At 73.3% G+C, this 20285-nt stretch carries 21 protein-coding genes; 12 read left to right on the plus strand and 9 right to left on the minus strand.

What is annotated here, in order from left to right:
- Positions 1-179: 179 nt before the first annotated feature.
- Positions 180-890 carry an SDR family oxidoreductase gene (locus tag ABZ193_RS23380; RefSeq protein ID WP_020419748.1) on the minus strand — a complete coding sequence of 237 codons (711 nt, stop codon included), beginning with the start codon at positions 888-890 and terminating at the stop codon, positions 180-182.
- Between the two features lie 74 nt (positions 891-964).
- Between ABZ193_RS23380 and ABZ193_RS23385 the strand changes: the two genes are divergently transcribed.
- The 6 genes from ABZ193_RS23385 (at position 965) to ABZ193_RS23410 (ending at position 7395) form a co-directional block, all read left to right on the plus strand.
- Positions 965-1534 (plus strand): TetR/AcrR family transcriptional regulator, encoded by a 570-nt coding sequence (locus ABZ193_RS23385; protein WP_020419747.1) that lies wholly within the window; start codon positions 965-967, stop codon positions 1532-1534.
- Positions 1535-1543: 9 nt separating this feature from the next.
- Positions 1544-2815: a DUF2207 domain-containing protein gene (locus ABZ193_RS23390; RefSeq protein ID WP_354711454.1), complete on the plus strand. Its 1272-nt coding sequence runs from the start codon at positions 1544-1546 to the stop codon at positions 2813-2815.
- Between the two features lie 19 nt (positions 2816-2834).
- Positions 2835-4112, plus strand: a complete 1278-nt coding sequence (locus ABZ193_RS23395) for a pitrilysin family protein (RefSeq protein ID WP_237337672.1) — start codon at positions 2835-2837, stop codon at positions 4110-4112.
- Positions 4109-5491: a pitrilysin family protein gene (locus ABZ193_RS23400; RefSeq protein ID WP_237337671.1), complete on the plus strand. Its 1383-nt coding sequence runs from the start codon at positions 4109-4111 to the stop codon at positions 5489-5491. The genes ABZ193_RS23395 and ABZ193_RS23400 overlap by 4 nt, the downstream gene beginning before the upstream one ends.
- Positions 5488-6495 (plus strand): NAD(+) diphosphatase, encoded by a 1008-nt coding sequence (gene nudC, locus ABZ193_RS23405; RefSeq protein ID WP_354711455.1) that lies wholly within the window; start codon positions 5488-5490, stop codon positions 6493-6495. Before ABZ193_RS23400 ends, nudC begins: the two co-directional genes overlap by 4 nt.
- 147 nt (positions 6496-6642) lie before the next feature.
- Positions 6643-7395: a maleylpyruvate isomerase family mycothiol-dependent enzyme gene (locus tag ABZ193_RS23410; protein WP_020419742.1), complete on the plus strand. Its 753-nt coding sequence runs from the start codon at positions 6643-6645 to the stop codon at positions 7393-7395.
- Here the strand turns inward: ABZ193_RS23410 and ABZ193_RS23415 are convergent.
- From ABZ193_RS23415 to ABZ193_RS23425, 3 genes are all read right to left on the minus strand, one after another.
- Entirely contained in the window at positions 7354-7974 is a 621-nt protein-coding gene (locus tag ABZ193_RS23415; RefSeq protein ID WP_354711456.1) for a hypothetical protein, read from the minus strand. The two genes, ABZ193_RS23410 and ABZ193_RS23415, sit on opposite strands and share 42 nt — an antisense overlap.
- 70 nt (positions 7975-8044) lie before the next feature.
- The gene (locus tag ABZ193_RS23420; RefSeq protein ID WP_237337668.1) at positions 8045-9418 is read right to left on the minus strand and encodes a gluconate:H+ symporter; all 1374 of its coding nucleotides are present in this window, start codon (positions 9416-9418) and stop codon (positions 8045-8047) included.
- Positions 9415-9912 (minus strand): gluconokinase, encoded by a 498-nt coding sequence (locus tag ABZ193_RS23425; RefSeq protein WP_020419739.1) that lies wholly within the window; start codon positions 9910-9912, stop codon positions 9415-9417. Before ABZ193_RS23425 ends, ABZ193_RS23420 begins: the two co-directional genes overlap by 4 nt.
- Before the next feature lie 133 nt (positions 9913-10045).
- On the opposite strand from ABZ193_RS23425, the gene ABZ193_RS23430 reads away from it, so the two are divergent.
- On the plus strand, positions 10046-10714 hold the full coding sequence (locus tag ABZ193_RS23430) for an FCD domain-containing protein (RefSeq protein ID WP_020419738.1): 669 nt from the start codon (positions 10046-10048) through the stop codon (positions 10712-10714).
- Positions 10715-10750: 36 nt separating this feature from the next.
- Positions 10751-11686: a cobalamin biosynthesis protein gene (locus tag ABZ193_RS23435; protein WP_020419737.1), complete on the plus strand. Its 936-nt coding sequence runs from the start codon at positions 10751-10753 to the stop codon at positions 11684-11686.
- On the opposite strand, the gene ABZ193_RS23440 is transcribed toward ABZ193_RS23435, so the two are convergent.
- The 3 genes from ABZ193_RS23440 to ABZ193_RS23450 all read right to left on the minus strand — a co-directional run bounded on the left by ABZ193_RS23440 (position 11634) and on the right by ABZ193_RS23450 (position 14184).
- Entirely contained in the window at positions 11634-12497 is an 864-nt protein-coding gene (locus ABZ193_RS23440) for an SURF1 family protein (RefSeq protein WP_237337666.1), read from the minus strand. The genes ABZ193_RS23435 and ABZ193_RS23440 overlap by 53 nt on opposite strands.
- 282 nt (positions 12498-12779) lie before the next feature.
- On the minus strand, positions 12780-13643 hold the full coding sequence (locus tag ABZ193_RS23445; protein ID WP_237337665.1) for a fructosamine kinase family protein: 864 nt from the start codon (positions 13641-13643) through the stop codon (positions 12780-12782).
- A gap of 67 nt (positions 13644-13710) precedes the next feature.
- On the minus strand, positions 13711-14184 hold the full coding sequence (locus ABZ193_RS23450) for a low molecular weight protein-tyrosine-phosphatase (protein ID WP_354711458.1): 474 nt from the start codon (positions 14182-14184) through the stop codon (positions 13711-13713).
- A 40-nt stretch (positions 14185-14224) separates the two neighbouring features.
- On the opposite strand from ABZ193_RS23450, the gene ABZ193_RS23455 reads away from it, so the two are divergent.
- Genes ABZ193_RS23455 through ABZ193_RS23465 form a run of 3 tightly spaced genes read left to right on the plus strand, consistent with a single transcriptional unit; the run spans position 14225 to position 16860 of the window.
- Complete coding sequence (locus ABZ193_RS23455) at positions 14225-15031, plus strand: Nif3-like dinuclear metal center hexameric protein (RefSeq protein ID WP_020419733.1); 807 nt, start codon at positions 14225-14227, stop codon at positions 15029-15031.
- A 15-nt stretch (positions 15032-15046) separates the two neighbouring features.
- Entirely contained in the window at positions 15047-15784 is a 738-nt protein-coding gene (locus ABZ193_RS23460; RefSeq protein WP_020419732.1) for a C4-type zinc ribbon domain-containing protein, read from the plus strand.
- 2 nt (positions 15785-15786) lie between these two features.
- Positions 15787-16860 carry a bifunctional RNase H/acid phosphatase gene (locus tag ABZ193_RS23465; protein ID WP_020419731.1) on the plus strand — a complete coding sequence of 358 codons (1074 nt, stop codon included), beginning with the start codon at positions 15787-15789 and terminating at the stop codon, positions 16858-16860.
- Positions 16861-16863: 3 nt separating this feature from the next.
- Here ABZ193_RS23465 and ABZ193_RS23470 read toward each other — a convergent pair whose 3' ends face one another.
- Positions 16864-17724 carry an AraC family transcriptional regulator gene (locus ABZ193_RS23470; RefSeq protein WP_237337647.1) on the minus strand — a complete coding sequence of 287 codons (861 nt, stop codon included), beginning with the start codon at positions 17722-17724 and terminating at the stop codon, positions 16864-16866.
- 156 nt (positions 17725-17880) lie between these two features.
- On the opposite strand from ABZ193_RS23470, the gene ABZ193_RS23475 reads away from it, so the two are divergent.
- Positions 17881-18951 (plus strand): aldo/keto reductase, encoded by a 1071-nt coding sequence (locus tag ABZ193_RS23475; RefSeq protein ID WP_354711460.1) that lies wholly within the window; start codon positions 17881-17883, stop codon positions 18949-18951.
- Positions 18952-18980: 29 nt separating this feature from the next.
- Here the strand turns inward: ABZ193_RS23475 and ABZ193_RS23480 are convergent, their stop codons facing one another.
- Positions 18981-20150, minus strand: coding sequence for an SLC13 family permease (locus tag ABZ193_RS23480; protein WP_237337698.1), 1170 nt, complete (start codon positions 20148-20150; stop codon positions 18981-18983).
- Positions 20151-20285: the final 135 nt, after the last annotated feature.

Below are 20285 nucleotides of genomic sequence, written 5' to 3' on the forward strand. Positions count from 1 at the left end.
GCCGCTGCCACGCGCTCCCGCCGCTGGCACGCGCTCCCGCCGCTGCCGCGGCGATTCGCGCGGTGATCCCGGATCAAGCCGGGTTTCGCGAGCTGCCGCCAACCCACAGGGGCAACGGCAGTCCCGCCACCGCAGGCGCCAGGCGATTCCACCGCCGCGGCGACCGTCGCGCTCCCGGATCAGGCCGCCGACGCCAGCCGTCCGCCGCCATCCACCCGGAGGACCACTCCGGTCGTGTAGGTGTTGTCCGTCAGGAACGCGATCGCCGAGGCGATGTCGTCCGGCGTGCCCACCCGGCGCGCCGGCAGCCCGGCCGCGATGGCCGTGAAGGTCTCCGCCTTGGCGTCCGCGTCCAGGAAATCCCACCAGGCCGTGTCGATCACACCCGGCGACACCGCGTTGACCCGTACCGGCGCCAGTTCCACCGCCAGCACCGGCACCATCGCTTCGATCCCGGCGTTCACCGCGGCCAGCGCGGCCGTCCCGGGCATCGCCGCTCCGGCCGACGCCGCCGTCACGAACGTCAGCGAACCCCGCAGCACCGGCAGCGCCGCTCGCGCCGCGGCGGTGTGCGGCACCAGCTTCCCCTCGACGCCCTCGCGCAGGCCGTCCATCGTCAGGTCGGGGAAGGCCGTCGTCCCCGGCGCCCCGGTCACTGTGACGACCAGGTGGTCCACCGGCCCGGTCGACGCGAAGAACGACTGCAGCGCCTCGTAGTCCCGCGCGTCGACAATCTCGCCCCGCGCGTCGCCCAGCTTCGCCAGCGCGGCGTCGAGCTTCCCGGCGTCGCGCCCGGTCACGATCACCTCCCGGCCGCTGTCGGCCATGCGGTGGGCGGTCGCCAGCCCGATGCCCGAGGTGCCACCCAGGATCACGACTCGTTCGGTCACGATCTCTCCTCCAATTTCGAGACACTGTGTACTGAAAACATATTCGAGTCACGGTGTCTTGTAAAGTGCCCCGCATGAGAGGACGCCCCCGCAGCGAAGAGGCCCGGCGCGCGATCCTGGACACCGCGCTGCGCATCTGCCACCGCGACGGCTACCCGCAGGTCACGATCAAGGCGATCGCCGACGAGGCCGGTGTCGGGCGGCAGACCGTCTACCGCTGGTGGCCGGACAAGGCGCAGGTGCTGCTGGACGCCCTCATCGACCTCCGCGAACGCGAACCGCGGCTCGACGAGGACACCGGCGACGCCCTGCGCGACATCGAGCGGATCCTCGCCCGCACGTTCGCGCTCACCCACGAGTCGACCGGGCGTGCGCTGGTCGGCCTGATGGCCGACGCCCAGAACGACCCGGCGCTGTCGGACCGGTTGCAGGGCACGGTCATCGGCCCGCGGCGCGACGTCCTGCACCGGTTCCTGCGACAGGGCGTCGAGGCGGGACAGCTCGCCGAGAACGTCCCGCTCCCGCTCGTCGTCGACTTCGCGTTCGGCACCATGTGGTACCGCCTGCTCAGCAGGCACGCCCCGGTCGACGACCGCCTCGCCGCCGACATCACCGCCGCCATCGCGCGACTTCTCGCCCGCTAACCTGCGCGAGTGCGATGGCTGTGCGCCGCCCTGCTGCTGGTCACCCCGCCGCTTCCGGCGCTGCCGGCCAGCGCCGAGATCGAGATGCGGCTCCAGCCCGACGGCTCGCTCTCGGTCGTCGAAGCGGTCGACGTGCAGCAGCGCACCACCCGGACCATCGAGCTCCGCACGCCGGCCGGCGACCACCGCGACCGCGTGCACTCCCTCCGCGACCTCGGCATCGAGGGCTCCGGCACGGCCGAGCGGCGCGCGGACGCCGTCACCGTCACCCTCAACCCCGGCACCTCCGTCCTGCGGTACACAGTGGACGGTGCCGTCCGGGACGCCGGCGACCACCTCGAGGTGACCTGGACCCTGGAGGGCTGGGACACGGCCCGCACCCTCGTCCGCGCCAGTTTCGCCGCGCCGCGCATCGCGATCGGCGTCCGCTGCACCGGCTGCACGGCCGCGCAGAACGACCAGACCGGCCTCACCCGCTTCTCCGGCCAGCGCCTGGAACCGGGGCAGACGCTGGACATCGCGGTCGACCTGCCACCCGGCACCGTGCCCGCCAACGCCCGCGTCCAGCCGGCGAAGACCCTGGCCGGCGCGTTCGTCCTCACCGCACCCGTCGCGTGGGCGTGGGCCGTCTTCGGGCTACTGCTCCTCGCCGGGGCCGTGTCACTCCTGCTCGCCCGCCGCCCACGCCCGCCCCTGCCCGCCGGGTTCACCGCCGAACCGTTCGCCACCCCGGACGGCGTCCTGCCCGGCCACATCGCGCTGCTCCGCGGCGCCGACCCGGTGGTCGTCACCGCCGTCGACCTGGCCATCCGCGGCTACCTCGGGCCGGACGCCGGACCGGCCCACCCGCCCGACGACCGGCTCACCGGCTTCGAGCGCCGCGTCCTCGACGGCGACGACCCCCTCCAGGACCTGGAAGCCGACGCGATCCGCCGCGGCTGGCTCCGCCCACCCGGCCGCGCGCGCCGGGCCGGCATCCGGATCACCTGCTACGGCCTGTTCCTGACGATCGTCCTCGCGCTCACCACCGGCTACGCGCAGCTCGGCGTGATCCTCGCGCTCACCGGGCTCGCACTGGCGCTCGCCGCCCGGTTCCTCCCGCATCGCACCCGCCGCGGCCGCACCCTCGCCCGGCGCCTGCGCGACCCGGCCGGACTGCCCGCCGGTGACCGCTTCGTGCCCTACGCACTGGCCCTCGGACGGCCGGCGCCGGACACCGCGTTCGCTCTCGGTGAATTCCTCGTTGCCCTGCAGGACCGTCGTCGGACCCCGGCCCCGTGATGGCCGTATGGTGGGGCGCATGGCCGAGACCTCCCGCTTCACCCTGCACAACGGCCTGCGCGTAGTGCTCGCGCCGGACCCGACCGCTCCGGTTGTCGGCGTCGCCGTGCACTACGACGTGGGCTTCCGCTCCGAGCCGGAGGGGCGCACCGGGTTCGCGCACCTGTTCGAGCACCTGATGTTCCAGGGCAGCGAGAGCCTGGAGAAGCTCGCGCACTTCAAGATCGTGCAGTCCAGCGGCGGCACCTTCAACGGGTCGACCCACCCGGACTACACCGACTACTACGAGGTGCTGCCCTCCGCGGCACTGGAGCGCGCGCTGTTCCTCGAGGCCGACCGCATGCGCGCGCCGAAGCTGACGAAGGAGAACCTCGCCAACCAGATCGACGTGGTGAAGGAGGAGATCCGCCTCAACGTGCTGAACCGGCCCTACGGCGGGTTCCCGTGGATCCTCCTGCCGCCGGTGCTCTACTCGACGTTCCCCAACGCGCACAACGGCTACGGCGACTTCACCGACCTGGAGCAGGCCAGCCTGGACGACTGCGCGGCGTTCTTCGACACCTACTACTCGCCGGCCAACGCGGTGCTCACCGTCGCGGGCGACTTCGAGCCGGACCGGGCGCGCGAGCTGATCGAGAAGCACTTCGGCGACGTGCCGCACCGCCCGGCGCCGCCGAAGCGCTCGTTCGCCGAGCCGCCGCCCGCCGGCGAGGTCCGCGGCCAGCACACCGACCCGCACGCGCCGCTGCCCGCGCTGGCGGTGGGCTACCGGATGCCGGACCCGGTCGGCGAGCTGGACGCCTATCTCGCGAACCTGGTGCTGGCCGGCGTGCTGACCGACGGCGACGGCTCCCGGCTGCAGCAGCGGCTGGTGCACCGCGAGCCGCTGGTCACCGACATCGGCGCGGGCGCGGGCCTGTTCGGCCCGTTCGAGGCGCGCGACCCGGACACCTTCTCGATCACCGCCATCCACTCGCCGGACGTCCCGGCCGACCGGGTGCTGGCCGCGGTCGACGAGGAGTTGGAGAAGCTCGCCGCCACGCCGCCCGACGCCCAGGAACTGGCCAAGGTCACCGCGCGCTGGAGCGCGAGCCTGCACGCCGAGCACGACCGGCTGATGTCCCGGACGCTGTCGCTCGGCGCGTTCGAACTGCTCTACGGGGACCCGTCCCTGGTGTCCCGGCTGCCGGACCGGATGGCGGCCGTCACCGGCGAGGACGTGGCCGCCGCCGCCAAGGCGCTGCGGCCCGACTCGCGCGCGGTCCTGCTCGTCGAGCCCGAAGGGGGAGCGAAGTGACGTCCGTCGACCACCGCAGCGCCGAGGAGATCGGCCGCACCGCCACCGGACCGCGCCCGGTCCCGGAGCTCGGCGCGCAGAAGGCCGCGGCGGATCTGTCCCACGTGGACACCGTGCTGTCCAACGGCCTGCGCCTGCTCGCGGTCCGCAAGCCGACCGTGCCGCTGGTGGAGCTGCGGCTGCGGATCCCGTTCGGCGGCACCGCGCCGCTGCACGCGGCCACCGCCGAGGTGCTCGCCGAGACCATGCTCACCGGCACCGCGCGGCGCGACCGGATCGAGATCGACACCGAGCTGGCGCTGATCGGCGGCGAGCTGGACACCGTGGTCGACCCGGAGCGGCTGACCATCTCCGGCAACGGACTGGCGACCGGCCTGCCGACGCTGCTGGACGTGCTCGCCGACGCGCTCACCGGCGCGTCCTATGTGGATGACGAGGTGGCGCGCGAGTCGGCCCGGCTGGTCGAGCGGCTGGCGGTGTCGCGCACGCAGCCGCGGGTGATCGCCCGCGAGGCGCTGCTCAGGCACGTCTACGGCGACCACCCGGCCACCCGCGAGGTGCCGCAGGCCGCCGACGTGGAACAGGTGACGCCGGAGGCCGTCCGCGCGCTGCACACCGCCGCGGTGCTGCCGCGTGGTTCGGTGCTGGTGATCGTCGGCGACATCGACCCGGAGCGGATCGCGGCCGACGTCGAGCGCGTCCTGGGCGGCTGGTCGTCCGACGCGTCGGCGGTCGTGATGCCCGGCCTGCCCGAGGTCACCGGCGGTGACCTGCTGCTGGTGCCGCGGGCCGGGGCGGTGCAGTCGCAGATCCGGCTCATCGCGCAGTCGCTGCCGCGCACGGACCCGCGGTACGCCGCGCTGCAGCTGGCGAACATGACCTACGGCGGCTACTTCTCCTCGCGGCTGGTGGAGAACATCCGCGAGGACAAGGGCTACACCTACAGCGCGCACTCCGGGTTCGAGTTCACCGGCACCACGGCGACCGTCGGGGTCGACGCGGACACGGCGAACGAGGTCACCGCGGCCGCGCTGCTGGAGACCCGCTACGAGCTGGGCAGGCTCGCGGTCGTGCCGCCGACGGCCGAGGAGGTCGAGTCGGTGCGCCAGTACGCCGTCGGCTCGCTGCTCACCGCGACGTCGTCGCAGGCCGGGCTGGCCAGCCAGCTCGCCGCGCTGACCGCGGCCGGCCTCGGTGTGGAGTGGCTGGCCGAGCACCCGCGGCGGGTCGCCGCGGTCACCGTGGAGGAGGTCGCCCAGGCCGCGCTCGACTTCTTCGCCCCGGCCCGGTTCACCGGTGTCGTGGTCGGTGACGCCGAGACGCTCGCGCCGCAGCTGACCGCGCTCGGCGGGGTCACCGTGGGGGAGCCCGGCAAGTGACCGTCGCACCGTTCACGCTGGGCCGCCTCCCGACGCTCTCCCGGTCCACTGTGGACCGGCAGGAGACGTTGCGCACCAACCCGGAGCGCCTGCGCGCCCGGTGGCCGGACGCGCAGGTCATGCTGCTGGACAAGCAGTTGCGCACGCCGGTGCGCGAGGGAGAAGCGGTCCTGGCGACCCGCAAGGCGCTGACGTTCGGCGAGGAACCGCCCGCGGACGCGGTGTTCCTCGGCGAGTGGCAGGGCGTCGACTACTGGTCGCTGCCGGGCGAGCCGGAGGGCGAACCGGAGATCGTCGAGATCCCGGGCAGCTGGGGCATGCCCGAGGAGGCGCCGCGGGTCGACGGCGAGCTGTGGGTGACGCTGCGGGCGCACGGCGACCAGCTGGACGACACGGCGGCCGGGCTGTTCACCACGGCGCAGGCGTTGCGGGTGTGGCACCGGCAGGCGCGGTTCTGCGTGCGCGACGGCAGCCCGACGCACCTGGTGCAGTTCGGGTGGGCGTCGAAGTGCGAGGCGTGCGGCCGCGAGGAGTACCCGCGCACGGACCCGGCGATCATCTGCCTGGTGCACGACGAGGAGGGCGTCAACGGCTCGCACGTCCTGCTGGCGCGGCAGCCGGTGTGGCCGCCGGGGCGGTACTCGGTGCTGGCCGGCTTCGTCGAGGCCGGCGAGTCGCTCGAGGGCTGTTGTGTGCGGGAGATCCGCGAGGAGGTCGGCGCGGACGTCCACGACGTGCGGTACCTGGGCAGCCAGCCGTGGCCGTTCCCGCGCTCGATCATGCTCGGCTTCGCCGCGAGGGCGGACGCGTCCCGCCCCCTGGTCCCGGCCGACGGCGAGATCGAGGCCGCGCTGTGGGTGCCGCGCGCCGAGGTGCGCGCGGCGTTCGAGGCGAAGGGCCGCCCGGTCCCCATCCTCGACGGCACGAGCGAACTGATCCTGCCCGGTAATTCGTCGATCGCACGCGTGATGCTGGAGGCGTGGGCCTACGCGGAACGGGGCTGAGGGTCGGCTTCCTCGTGGGTGTGCGGCGTGCGCGGTGCCCGGTCGGGGGCACGTCGGCGCGCCATCGGCCGGAAGCCAGTGCGGCCCGATGTCGAAAAGCCGGTCGCGGTTCCGACCTCCCCGTGTCAGACGACGAAAGGGGAAACCGTGGACTTCGACCGGCTCCGCGCCGAGATCGTCACCCAGACCGAGCTGCTCACGGCCGGCATCGCAGGCGCGGACCTGCGCGCGCCGGTGCCGTCGTGCCCCGGCTGGACGCTGGGCATGCTGCTGCGCCACATCGGCGGCGGGCACCGCTGGGCCGAGGAGATCGTCCGGACGCGCAGCCTCGAGTACCTGCCCGACGACCAGCTGCGCGAACTCCACGGTGACGACGCCGGCGAAGTGCCCACGCAGTGGTTGCTGGAGGGAGCGCGCCGGCTCTCGGAAACGCTGCGCGACGCCGGCCCCGACGCACCCACCTGGGGGCCGTTCGACTTCAACCGGTCGGAGTTCCTCGCGCGCCGCTTCGCGCACGAGACGGTCGTCCACCGTGCCGACGCCTGCCTCGCCGCCGGCGTGGAGTTCACCGTCGCCGAGGACGTCGCGGCAGCCTCCCTCGACGAGTGGATGGAGCTGGACGTCCTGCCCCAGCACTTCGAGATCGACCCGCGCAAGCGGGAACTGCTCGGGCCGGGCCGGACGATCGTGTTGCAGGCGCCGGAGGTGTCCTGGTTCGTCGACCTCACCGGCGACGTCATCCGCTGGCGCCGCGGCCCCGCCGACGCGGCGGTCACCGTGCGCGGCTCGCTCACCGACCTGCTGCTGCTCGTCTACCGCCGCAGGCCGGTGGAGGGGCTCGCCGTCACCGGGGACGCGTCACTGCTGGCCTTCTGGCTGGACCACGTCGCGTTCGGCTGACTCGGCGTTGCGCTTCGCCAGGCGCAGCCATCGCCGCATGATGAACCCGGCGAACGGTCCGACCACGGTCCAGTACCGGGCGAACCGGTTGCGCGACAACGCATCCGTCGTCGCCGTGCGGGTTTCGGTCGTCAGCAGCGACCGGCCCGGCCCGTACGGCTGGACGACGAAGTTCAGCGCAACCTTGCCGTAGCCGGGCTCCTCGAACCCGGTGAACTCGCCCGGCTCGAACCGCCGGAACTCCAGCTGCGTCGCCGTCATGAACTTGCCGATCATGCCGACCACGAACTCCGCGCCCGGCCGCTCGTCGAGCAGTACGAACGCCGCCTGGTACTCCTCGGCGGGCAGGGATTCCGGTGGCGGTTCGGTGTCGCCGCGGATCCGGTCGGCGATCGCGGCCGGAAGAGCGCGGACCCGGCCGAGCACCCGCAGCAGGGGAACGGCCTGTGCGACCTTGTCCGGGTCCAGGTCGCGGACCGCGCGATAGGCCGCGTCCGGCGGCGCCTCGACGACTACGGCGTCCAGCTGGTGCGCCTCGTATTCGGGCAGGTACTCGTCGATCAGGAGTTTTTCGGTCATGCCGCCAAGCGTTCTGCGGCGGCGCGCACGGCATAAGGGGCCTTCGGCACCAACCGAAGGCCCCTCGGCCTCAGGCGAGCAGCGCGCCCAGCGGCAGGATGATCGCGATCGCGACCACCGAGATCACCGTCTCCATTATCGACCAGCTCCGGATGGTCTGGCCGACGGACAACCCGAAGTACTCCTTGACCAGCCAGAACCCGGCGTCGTTGACGTGCGAGAAGAACAGCGAGCCCGCGCCGATCGCGAGCACCAGCAGCGCCGCCTCGGTGGGCGACATCGTCGCCGCCAGGCCGGACACCAGCCCGGCCGCGGACACCGTCGCCACGGTCGCCGAGCCCGTCGCGAGCCGGATCAGCACCGCGACCAGCCAGCCGAGCAGCAGCGCCGGGATGTTGGCGCCCTCGGCGAGCTGCGTGACGACGTTGCCGACGCCCGCGTCGACGAGGATCTGCTTGAACCCGCCGCCCGCGGCGACGATCAGGATGATCCCGGCGATCGGGCCGAGCGACTCGCCGACCGTCGAAGCCAGCCGGTCGCGAGTGAACCCGGCGGCGCGGCCGAGCGTGAACATGCCCAGCAGCACCGCGGCGAGCAGCGCGATCAGCGGGTCACCGACGAAGTCCAGCACCCGGCGGACCGGGTTGCCGCTGTCGGCGACGATGTCCGCGATCGCCTTGCCCAGCATCAGGACCACCGGCAGCAGCACGGTCACCAGCGTCGCGGTGAAGCTCGGCCGCCGCCGCTCGTCCTCGCTCCCGCCCGCGGACGGGATCAGGTGTTCCGGCGCCCGCGCCTCGGGCACCCAGCGCGCGGCGAGCTTGCCGAACAGCGGGCCCGCGATGATCACCGTCGGGATCGCGACCAGCAGGCCGAGGCCGAGCACGATGCCGACGCTCGCGTTCAGCGCGCCGGCCGCGGCGAGCGGGCCGGGGTGCGGCGGCACCAGGCCGTGCAGCACGGAAAGCCCGGCCAGCGCGGGGATCCCGACCAGCATCAGCGGTTTGCCGCTGCGCTTGGCGACCAGCAGCACGACCGGGATGAGCATGACCAGGCCGATCTCGAAGAACATCGGCAGCCCGATCAGGGCGGCGACCAGCGCCATCGCCCACGGCAGCGCCTTCGACGACGTGCGGGACAGGATCGTGTCGACGATCTGTTCCGCCCCACCGGAATCGGCCAGCAGCTTGCCGAGCATCGCGCCCAGCGCGATCAGCAGGCCGACCGACGCGACGGTCGAGCCCACCCCACTGGAAAAGCTCTTGATGACTTTGTCGACCGGCAGTCCGCCCAGCAGGCCGACGACCACCGATCCGATGATCAGCGACAGGAAGGCGTGCATGCGGGCCTTGCTGATCAGCACCACGATCACGGCGATGCCGATCAGGGTCGCGACGACCAGCCGGGTGTCGGTCCCGGTCCAGGCGGCGGCGAGAGTACTCACGGCTGCTCCTTTGCCAGCTCGGTGAGCGCGCGGTCCACGATCGCCGACGGGGGTTCGAGGATGTCGGCGATCAGGCCGCGCTCATCGGTTTCGAGGGGTTCGAGATCGGCGAGCTGGGAGTCCAGCAACGACACCGGCATGAAGTGCCCGGTGCGCCCCTGCATCCGCTCGGCAAGGACGTCCCGGGGGCCGTCGAGGTGCAGGAACCACACGTCCCCGCCGGTCCGCAGCACGTCGCGGTAGCGCCGCTTCAGCGCGGACGACGACACCACACCGCCTGTGGCCTGGTGCTCGGAGATCCACGCCGCGATGGCGTGCAGCCACGGCCACCGGTCTTCGTCGTCGAGCGGGTGGCCGGACGACATCTTCTCGATGTTCGCCGGCGGGTGGAAGGCGTCCGCTTCCGCGTATTCGACGCCGAGGCGCTCGGCCAACGCCGAACCCACCGTCGTCTTGCCCGAACCGGCGACACCCATCACGACGATGACCGTCATTGGCTTCGCTCCTCCGACCTCGCTGTCACTCGATCAGTGCAACGCAAAAGTACTACTTATTCAACCCACAAGTACTACTTAATCGAATCAGTGGTCTAGCGTCACCTGCGTGGCCGAGGGAATTCACGAGCGCATGCTCGACGCGGTGGGGACCGCGATCGCCTGCGGGAAGCTGCCGCCGGGCACGGTGCTGCGGCTGGAAGAGCTGCAGCAGAACCACGGCGCCTCGCGCACCGTGGCGCGTGAGGTCGTCCGCGCGCTCGAGGCGATGCGGCTGACCACGAGCAAGCGCCGCGTCGGCATCACGGTCCGGGACTGCGCCGACTGGAACCACTACGACCCCCGGTTGATCCGCTGGCAACTGGACGGCGAGCAGCGTCCCGTCGCCCTGCGCAACCTGATGGAGCTGCGGTGGGCGGTCGAGCCGAGCGCCGCGCGCTTCGCCGCGATCCGCGCGACCCCCGAGGAGCGCGGGCGGCTACGGGCACTGGGTGCCCGGCTGGAGGTCACCGCACACGCGCGGGACCTGCACACCTTCCTCGGGCACGACATCGCTTTTCACCACCTGGTGCTCGCCGCGTCGGGCAACCCGATGTTCACGCAGCTCTCGGCGGTCGTCGCGGAGGTGCTGACCGGGCGGACCGAGCACGGCCTGATGCCGCCGGAACCGCAGCCGGAGGCGGTCGCGCTGCACCTGGAGGTCGCCCGCGCCATCGACGAGGCAGACGCCGACCGGGCCGAGCGCGCGATGCGGGACATCATGGTCCAGGCGCGCGACGAGGTCGCCCAGCAGTTCGAGTAGCCTCACGGCGGATACCGACCTCGGGGGGAGCCACGAGTGAGTGCCGCACGGGCGATCGGACTGCTGCTGGGGGCGGCGGCGGACGGGGTGATCGGCGAGCCGAAGCGCGGACGGCCGGTCACCGTGTTCACCCGCGCCGTCCGGACCGTCGACGCGAGCCTGCCCCAGCACCGCCTGGCCGGCGTCGCCTTCGCCGGCGGGCTGGCCGGCTCGGCCGTGGTGGCCGGGGTGCTGGCGGAGCGGTCGCTGCGGCGCAGCCCGGTCCTGCAGGCGCTCGGCACGGCCGTCGCGACGTGGGCCGTGCTCGGCGGCGCCGGTCTCGCGGCCGACGGCACCGAACTGGCCCGCGACCTCGAAGAGGGCGAACTCGACGCGGCCCGCGAGACGTTGTCCGAACTGGACAGCAGGCAGACCGGCGGGCTGAACGTCGTCGGCCTGTCCCGTGCGGCGGTGGAGTCGGTCGCGCAACACACCGCGGACGCCGTCGTCGGCCCGCTGTTCTGGGGCGCGGTCGCCGGAATGCCCGGCCTGCTCGCCGCGCGGACCGTGTCGGTGCTGCGGACCGTTGGCGACCCGACCCGTCCGGCGGGGTGGTTCGCGCGGCGCCTGGACGACCTGGTCAACCTGCTGCCGACCCGGTTCGCGGCCGCGCTGACGGTGTCGAGCGCGCCGGTGGTCGGCGGCTCGGCGGCCGGGGCGTGGCGCGCGTGGCGGCGGGACACGGCGGCCCACCCGAGCCCGAACGCCGGCCGGATGGAGGCGGCGTTCGCGGGGGCGCTGGAGATCCGCCTCGGTGGCCGCACGGTCTACCCGCACGGCGTCGAGGAACTGCCGGTACTGGGCGACGGCCGGAACCCGGACGCCGGGCACGTGACGCGCGCGGTCGAGTTGTCGCGGGTGGTGGGGTGGCTGGCCGGGGTCAGTTCCGCTGTGCTGGCTGCTCTGTTCGGTCTTCGCCGCCGGTCTCGTTGACCTCGTCTTCGGCCAGGATTTCGGCGACCGACTTGCGCTTGCGCTTGTTCTTTTCGGCCATCTCGTTGAGCACACCGCCGGGCTTCAGCTCGCGGACCGTGAAGTACACCAGGCCCGCGATGGCCATGACCCCGAACGCGATCCACTGCAGCGCGTAGGAGAAGAACGGGCCCGCGTCGGTCTGCGGCAGCGGCAGGGCGTTGAGCACGCCCGGCTGGTCGGAGTCGAGCTGGAAGTAGCCGCTGCGGATGTCCAGGCCGCTCGACCGCGCCACCACGCGGGAGTCGACGCTGTAGCTCTGCAGCTTGCCGTGGGTGGAGGCGTCGGCGAAGGCGTCCCGGTTCTTCGGGTCGTTCTCGTCCTCCCGGATCCGCGCGACGATCGTCACGGTGCCCGCCGGGGGTGCGGCGTAGGGCGGGACCTCGGTGCGGGAGTCCGGCTGGAGGTAGCCCCGGTCGACAAGGACGACCTGGCCGTCGGTGGCGCGGAACGGGGTGAGCACCTCGAACGCGGGCTGCCCCTGCACGGTCCGCAGGCGTGCCACGACCTCGTGTTCCGGCAGGTAGGAGCCGGTGATCTCGACGCGGGTCCACTCGGTGTTCGCGTCGGGGACGGCGCCGGGCGGGAGAACGTCGTTCAACGGACGCGGGTCGGCGGTGAGGGAGGCCTCGATGGCCCTGTTCTGGGCCTCGCGCTCGTCGTTGCGGGAGAACTGCCACGGGGACAGCAGCGTGAAGCAGGCGAACGCGAACGCGAGCACACCCACCACGAGGGCGAGCCAGCTCGGCCGGAGGAGGAACTTCAGCCGCACACCTCTACGGTAGGCCGTCCCCGGTGGGGGCTGTGTGGGGAGGTCAGCGCAGCGTGTGGCAGGTGACATCGGTCGCGCCCCGCGTGGCTCGCCGTGCCCGCACCCGCGCCTTGTCTCGCCGCACGCTGCTGCCCTGCTGTGCCGCGCCCCGTGCAGCGTGGCGGCCGGCCCCGCCGCGCTCACCGCGCTCACCGCACTGCCGCGCGTTGCTGCGCCGCGTTGCCGCGCGCACCTCACGCTCCCGCACTCCGCGGCGCGCGCCCACCTCAGCGCGCGCCCACCTCAGCGCGCCAGCGCTGCCTCCGCCGCGCGCAGCGCCTGCCGCGCGTAGCCGGCCCCGAAGACCGCCGCGTGCATGAGCAGCGGGAACAGCTGGTGCAGCTCCACGCGCTCCCGCCAGCCGTCGGCGAGTGGGGCGTCCAGGTCCTTCGCCGCTTCCTCGTACGCGCCCAGGATGTGCTCCAGCAGCGGCGTGCCGAACAGCCGCAGCATCGCCAGGTCCGTCTCGCGGTGCCCGCCGTGCGCCGCAGGGTCGATCAGCCACACCGCGCCCTGCCCCCAGTGCACGTTGCCGCTCCACGCGTCGCCGTGTACACGGGACGGGGGTTCGGCCGGGCCGCCCAGCTCGGGCAGCCGCGCGCACAACCGCTCGAACACCTCCGCCTGCCCCGCGTCGTACAGGCCCTGGTCCACGCACATCCGCACGTACGGCAGCACGCGGTGCGAACCGTAGAACGTCGCCCAGTCCGGGCACTCCTCGTTGCGCATCGGGGCGAGGCCCATCCACGCGTCGGCCGGTCCGCCGGGCGGCGGCGAACCGTACGCGGGCGCGCCCCGCAGGTGCAGCCGCGCCAGGCCGCGCCCGAACGCTTCCGCCGCGGCGGTCTCGGGGTACGTCGGCGGCACGTACTCCATGACGATCCACTCGTCGTCGTGCGCGTGGACCTGCGGCACCGGCACGTCCCCGTGCTCGCCGAGCCACCGCAGCCCGGCGGCTTCGGCGTCGGTCGCGCCGGGGCCGCTGCCCTGCTTCGCGACCAGGACACCCCGCCCCTCGGCGGTCACCAGGCACACCGCGCCACTGCTGCGGCGCACCCCGGTGACCGGAACTCCCAGCAGCCGTTCGACGGCTTCGCGAACGCTCATGTCCAGCACCTTTTCGTCTGCCCGCCGCCACGGTAACCGCGTGCGGCCGCAACCGCATGAGCGCAGCTCAGAGCTGCGCCTTCGCCCAGTCCAGCAGCGCGGGAACGGTCCGTTCGACCATCGCGAGGACCTCGTCGAACCCGTCGTCGCCGCCGTAGTACGGGTCCGGCACCTCCGCACCCTCCGGCGCCTCCGGCTCGAAGGACCGCAGCAACCGCACGCGTGAGGGGTCGTCCACCAGCCGCCGCAGTTCCCGCAGGTGGCCCCGGTCGGCGGCGAGCAGCAGGTCGGCGGACAGGTGGTCGCTGTCGACCTGCGCGGCCACGTGCTTGCCGGTGTAGCCGTGCTCGCGCAGTGTCTCGCGGGCACGCGGATCGGCCGGTTCGCCGACGTGCCACGGCCCGGTGCCGGCGCTGGTGACGCGCACCCGGTCGGCCAGCCCGGCGCGCTCCAGGTGCGCCCGGAAGACGATGGCCGCCATGGGGGAGCGGCAGATGTTGCCGGAACAGACGAAGCAGATGTGCAGGCTCGGCTCGGTCACACCCCGCAGTCTGCCCCACGCCGCATGCGAAGATCCCCCCATGCCCGCCCTCGCCGAAGTGATCGCCGCACTGGAGGACGCCTACCCGCCCGCGCTCGCGGAGAGCTGGGACGCGGTCGGCCTGGTCTGCGGCGACCCCGCCGAGCCGGTCACCGACGTCCTGATCTGCGTCGACCCGGTCGCGGCCACCATCGACGAGGCCATCGAGACCGGGGTCCAGCTGGTCGTCGCGCACCACCCGCTGCTGCTGCGCGGCGTGCACGGCGTGCCTGCCGACACCCCGAAGGGCGCGCTGGTGCACCGCCTCATCCGCGCCGGCATCGCCCTGTACTGCGCGCACACGAACGCCGACTCCGCGAACCCCGGCGTGTCCGACGCACTGGCCGAGGCCATCGGGCTGCGGGTGCTCCGACCGCTCGACCCGCACCCGGACGGCTCCACCGGCCTCGGCCGCATCGGCGAGCTGCCCGAGCCGGAGCCGTTCGCCGCGTTCGTGCGCCGGGTGGCCGGCGCCCTGCCCGCCACCGAGCCGGGCGTGCTCGGGGCGGGCGACCCGGACCGTCTGATTAGGACGGTGGCGGTGTCCGGCGGGGCCGGGGACAGCTTCCTCGGCGCCGCGACCGCGGCCGGCGTGGACGCCTACGTCACCGCCGACCTGCGGCACCACCCCGCCGGCGAGCACCTGGAAACCGGCGCGGACGCGCCCGCACTGGTCGGCCTGACCCACTGGGCCAGCGAGTGGCCGTGGTGCGGTCAAGCCTCGGCCGTCCTGCGGGACGCCTTTGCGGGTAACGTCAACGTTCACGTGTCCGCGCGCCGAACCGATCCGTGGACCATCCGTGCGTAATCCGAGGGAGTACCAGTGAAGGCAGAGCCAGCCGTCCAGCGTCAGCTGCTCGAGCTCGCGAAAGTGGATGCCGAGCTGTCCCGGGTCGAGCACCGCCGCCGGACCATGCCCGAGCTCGCCGAGATCGAGGGCATCCAGAAGACCCTGCGCGAGCTGCGCGACACGGCGATCCGGCACGAGACCGCCGCCTCCGACCTGGACCGCGAGATCGCCCGCCAGGAGAAGGAGATCGAGTCCGTCCGCGCCCGCGAGGACCGCGACCGCAAGCTGATCGACGGCGGCACCCTGCCCGCCAAGCAGGTCGCGGACCTGCAGCACGAGCTGGAGACCCTGGCCCGGCGCCAGAGCGCGCTCGAGGACGACCTGCTGGAGCTGATGGAGCGCCGCGAAGCGCTCGGCCTGGACGTGCAGCGCACCGGGGCCGAGGTCGACAAGACCGAGCAGGCGCTGGCCGACGTCGAGGGCCGCCGCGACGAGACGCTCAAGGACCTGGACACCACGAAGGCCCGCCGCGAGGAGGACCGCGCGAAGCTGGTGCCGCGGTTCCCGGAGGGGCTGCTGAAGCTGTACGAGCGGGTCCGCGCGCACAAGGGCATCGGCGCCGCGCTGGTGCGGGCGCGCAAGTGCCTGGCCTGCAACATGGAGTTCGACCGCAACACGGTGTCCGAGCTCAAGGCGGCGGCCGAGGACGAGGTCGTGCAGTGCGAGAACTGCGGCGCGATCCTGGTGCGGACGGTGGAGTCGGGCCTGTGAGAGTGGTCGTCGAGGCCGACGGCGGTTCGCGGGGCAACCCCGGGCCGGCCGGGTACGGGGCCGTTGTCCGCGACGCCGCGACGGGCGCGGTCCTGGCCGAGCGCCAGGAGGGGCTCGGGGTGGCGACGAACAACTTCGCCGAGTACTCGGGCCTGATCGCCGGGCTCCGGGCGGCCGCGGAGGCGGGCGCCACCGAGGTCGACGTCCGGATGGACTCGAAGCTGGTGGTCGAGCAGATGTCCGGCCGCTGGAAGATCAAGCACGAGGCGCTGAAGCCGCTCGCCGAGCAGGCCCGCGAGCTGGCCGCCGGGTTCGCGGCCGTGCGCTACGAGTGGATCCCGCGCGCCGAGAACGCGCACGCCGACCGGCTCGCCAACGAGGCGATGGACACCCAGGCGGGCAAGGGCGCGGGCCCGGAGCGCACGACGCCGCAGAAGTGGACCGGCGCGCAGGGCACACCGACGCGGATGATGCTGCTGCGGCACGGGCAGACCGCGATGTCGGTCGACCGCCGGTACTCGGGCCGCGGCGACGTGCCGCTGACCGAGCACGGCCTGCAGCAGGCCGCCGCGGCCGCCAAGCGCCTCGCCGCGTTGTCCGACCTCGGCACGGACACCGCGATCGTGGCGTCCCCGCTGACCAGGGCGAAGCAGACGGCCCAGTCGGTCGCCGACGCGCTCGGCGCCCGGGTGGAGACCCACCCCGGCCTCCTGGAGACCGACTTCGGCGAGTGGGAGGGGCTGACCTTCACGGAGGCGGCGCAGCGCGATCCCGAGCTGCACGGCCGCTGGCTGCGCGACCCGTCGGTGCCCGCGCCGGGCGGGGAGAGCTTCGACGCGGTGCACCAGCGGGTCCGCCGCACGCGGGACGAGCTGGTCGAGAGCCACGCCGGCCGGACGATCATCGTGGTCAGCCACGTCACCCCGATCAAGTCCCTGCTGCGGCTCGGCCTGGACGCCGGCCCGTCGCTGCTGTTCCGGCTGCACCTGGACCTGGCGTCGCTGTCGATCGTGGAGTTCTACCCGGACGGCAACGCGTCGGTGCGCCTGGTCAACGACATCTCGCACTTGGCCTGATTCTCACGGCAAGGCGGGCGCCGAGGCCCGCAGACGCGCGGCGTCCCGGCCGGGTGGCGCGCCGAACAGGCGGCGGTATTCCCGGCTGAACTGCGACGGGCTGTCGTAGCCGACGAGGTGCCCGACACCGGCGACGTCGTCGGGCCGGGCCAGCAGCAGTGACCGCGCCTCCTGCAGCCGGATCCGCTTCTGGAACTGCAGCGGGCTCATCGCGGTGACCGCGCGGAAGTGCCGGTGGAACGCCGATGCGCTCAGCCCGCACAGCCGCGCGAGCTCCGCGATCCTGATCGGCTCGGCGTAGTTCTCCCTGATCCGGGCGATGGCGCGGCCGACCAGGCTCAGGCTGCTGTCGGCAAGGCCGATCTGGCGCAGCGTCGCCCCGCACGGGCCGGTGAGCAGGCGCCAGAGGATCTCCCGCTCGATGAGCGGGGCGAGCACGGGCACGTCGGCGGGCCGGTCGAGCAGCCGCAGCAGCCGGGTCACGGCGTCGAGCAGGTCGGCGTCGGCGTCCCCGGTGGCGATGGCGGGGCCGGCCGGGGTGCGCGGGGCGGGCGCCTCCAGCAGCAGCGGCGCGATCGCGGACGGCCGCAGCACCAGTCCGGCACCCAGCGACGGCGCCGCCAGGAACCGGCCGGTGACCGGCAGCGCGGCGGTGACCAGGAGGAACTGGCCCGCCCGGTACTCGAACACCCGGTCGCCGAGCAGCAGCCGTTTGCCGCCCTGGGCCATCAACACCAGCAGCGGTTCGGTGAGCGAGTGCTCCGGCTCGGTGTCGTCCACCCGGGACAGCAGCAGGCCGTCGACCGGCGTCCGCAGGTCCGGGCGGGCGTGGGCCGCGATGAGGTCGCGGATCTCGTTGAGCACCTCTCGACGGAACCACCCGGGGCCGAGGAAGCACAAGCCCGATCCGGGCGGAGCCGAGAGGATCGTGCAAGAGGCAGCGCGGATCGGTCTACCTCGAAACACCTCGCGCGGGCTTCGATGGGAGGACCATCCGGACCGACACGAGGAGCACCTCCCATGCCGCTCGACCACTACGTCACCCTGGGCCGATCCGGCCTGCGGGTCAGCCCGTACGCCCTCGGCGCGATGACCTTCGGCGACGATCCCGGCGGCGCCGGGTGCGGCGTCGAGGAGTCGGAGAAGATCCTGGCGACCTACCTCGACCGCGGCGGGAACTTCGTGGACACCGCGAACTTCTACACGAACGGGCATTCCGAGAAGATCCTCGGCGACTGGTTCGCCGCCCACCCGGGACGCCGCGACCGCGTGGTGCTGGCGACCAAGTTCTTCACCAACATGCACCCAGGCGACCCGAACGGCGGCGGTGCCGGACGGCGGTCGGTCATCGCCCAGCTCGACGAGTCGCTGCGCCGCCTGCGCACCGATCACGTGGACCTGTACTGGCTGCACAACTGGGACCGCAGCACCCCGATCGAGGAGACGCTGCGGGCCCTCGACGACCTGGTCCGGGCCGGCAAGGTCCGCTACATCGGCTTCTCCAACACGCCCGCCTGGGTCACCGCGCAGGCGCAGACCACGGCGCTGCTGCGCGGCTGGACGCCGTTGATCGCGCTGCAGGTCGAGTACTCGTTGCTGGCGCGCACGGTCGAGGGCGAGATCGCGCCGCTGGCCGCCGACCAGGGCCTCGGGCTGGTCGCGTGGAGCCCGCTGAAGAACGGTTTCCTGTCCGGCAAGTACCGCCGCGGCGCCGCACCGGCCGATTCCGCCCGGGCGGCGTTCGTCGGCGGTCCCGCCGAGTCCGACTACGCGGTGATCGAGGCGGTCGCCGCGATCGCCGAGGAACTGGGCACGACGTCCGCAGCGGTGTCGCTGGCATGGCTGCGGGCGCGGGGAGTGGTGCCGATCCTGGGCGCCCGGCGCCTCGGGCACCTGGAGGACAACCTCGACGAGGTCACCTTGCCGCCGGAGCACGTGCGCACCCTGGACGAGGTGTCGGCCCCGGAGCTGGACTACCCGGCCCCGATGCACGGCGAGCAGCGGGCGATGCTCCAGTTCGCCGGCACCACGGTCGACGGAGAGCCCTCGAGGGTGTACCCACCGCTGGCCGCCGGCACGGTGCGCTACTGACGATGGGGGCGGCGATTTCGCTCTCGTGCCTAGAGCACCAGCCACAGCGCGACGGTCGCCGCCGCGAGGCTCACTGGCACCGTTGCCAGCCCGAGTCGCGTGAACTCGCCGAGCGGTGGGGCGTCCCGGCCGAGGACGCGGCGCCACAGCAGCGTCGCGAGCGAGCCGAGGTACGTGGCGTTCGGCCCGATGTTCACGCCCAGCAGCACGGCGAGCAGCACCCCGGGTGCCGGGTGCGGGCCGAGCGCCGCCAGCAGGATCAGCGTCGCCGGGAGGTTGTTGACCAGGTTGGCCAGCGCGGCCGCCACGAAGGCCGCCAGCAGCAACCCGGGCAGGCTGGCCGTGTCCGGCAGCAACGCCCGCAGCGGGCCACCGAGCAGGTGGTCCGACACCGCCTGCACGACGATCGCCAGCCCGAGCACGAACAGGCTGAGCAGCGGGTTCGCCGCCACCACCAGCTGCCGCGGGCTGGTCTCGCGCCGCGCGAGCGCCCGCACGGCCAGCACGGCGGCGGCGATCGCGGCCACCCACCCCGGCGCGAGCCCGATGAGCGGCCCCACCCCGAACCCGGCGAGCGTCAGCCCGATGACGACCAGCGCGAAGACCGGCGCGGCCCGGTCCACGGCGGGCGGCTTCGCGAACCCGGCCAGGTCGCGCCGGAAGAACCACCCGAAGACCGCCAGCTCGACCGCGACGGTGACCAGCCACGGCAAGGCCATCAGCGCGGCGAACCCGGTGAAGGTCAGCCCGGACGCCGCGAAGGCCAGCAGGTTGGTCAGGTTCGAGACGGGCAGCAGCGTGGACGCCGAGTTGGCCAGGTGCGCGCACGCGTAGACGTGCGGCTTGGGCGGCAAGTCGAGCGTCCGCGTGGTGGCCAGGACGACCGGCGTCAGCAGGACGACGGTCGCGTCGAGGCTCAGCACCGCGGTCGTGCCCGCGGCCGCCGCGAAGGTCAACGCCAGCAGCCGTCGCGGCCGGCCGTGGGAGGCAGTGGCCAGCCGGGCGCCGAGCCACCGGAACACGCCCTCGCGGTCGGCGAGGTCGGCCAGCACGAGGATCGCCGCGAGGAACCCGAGCGTCGGCGCCATCGCGGTGACCTGCGCCAGCGCTTCACCGGGCGAGACCAGCCCGACGGCGAGCACGACGAGCGCGGCGGGCACGGCGACCAGCGCCTCCGGCAGGCCGCGCGGGCGCGCCATGGCGAACCCGAGAACGGCAGCGAGCGCCCCGAGACTCCCGACCGCCGCGACCACGTCCCCAACGCTAGCTGCCCCGCTCACGGGTGAAGGCCACCCCCGCGCCCGAGCGCTGCGGGGGTGGCCTTCCGGCAACAG

The organism is Amycolatopsis sp. NPDC006125, from assembly GCF_040614195.1.
Classification (GTDB): domain Bacteria; phylum Actinomycetota; class Actinomycetes; order Mycobacteriales; family Pseudonocardiaceae; genus Amycolatopsis_E; species Amycolatopsis_E tucumanensis.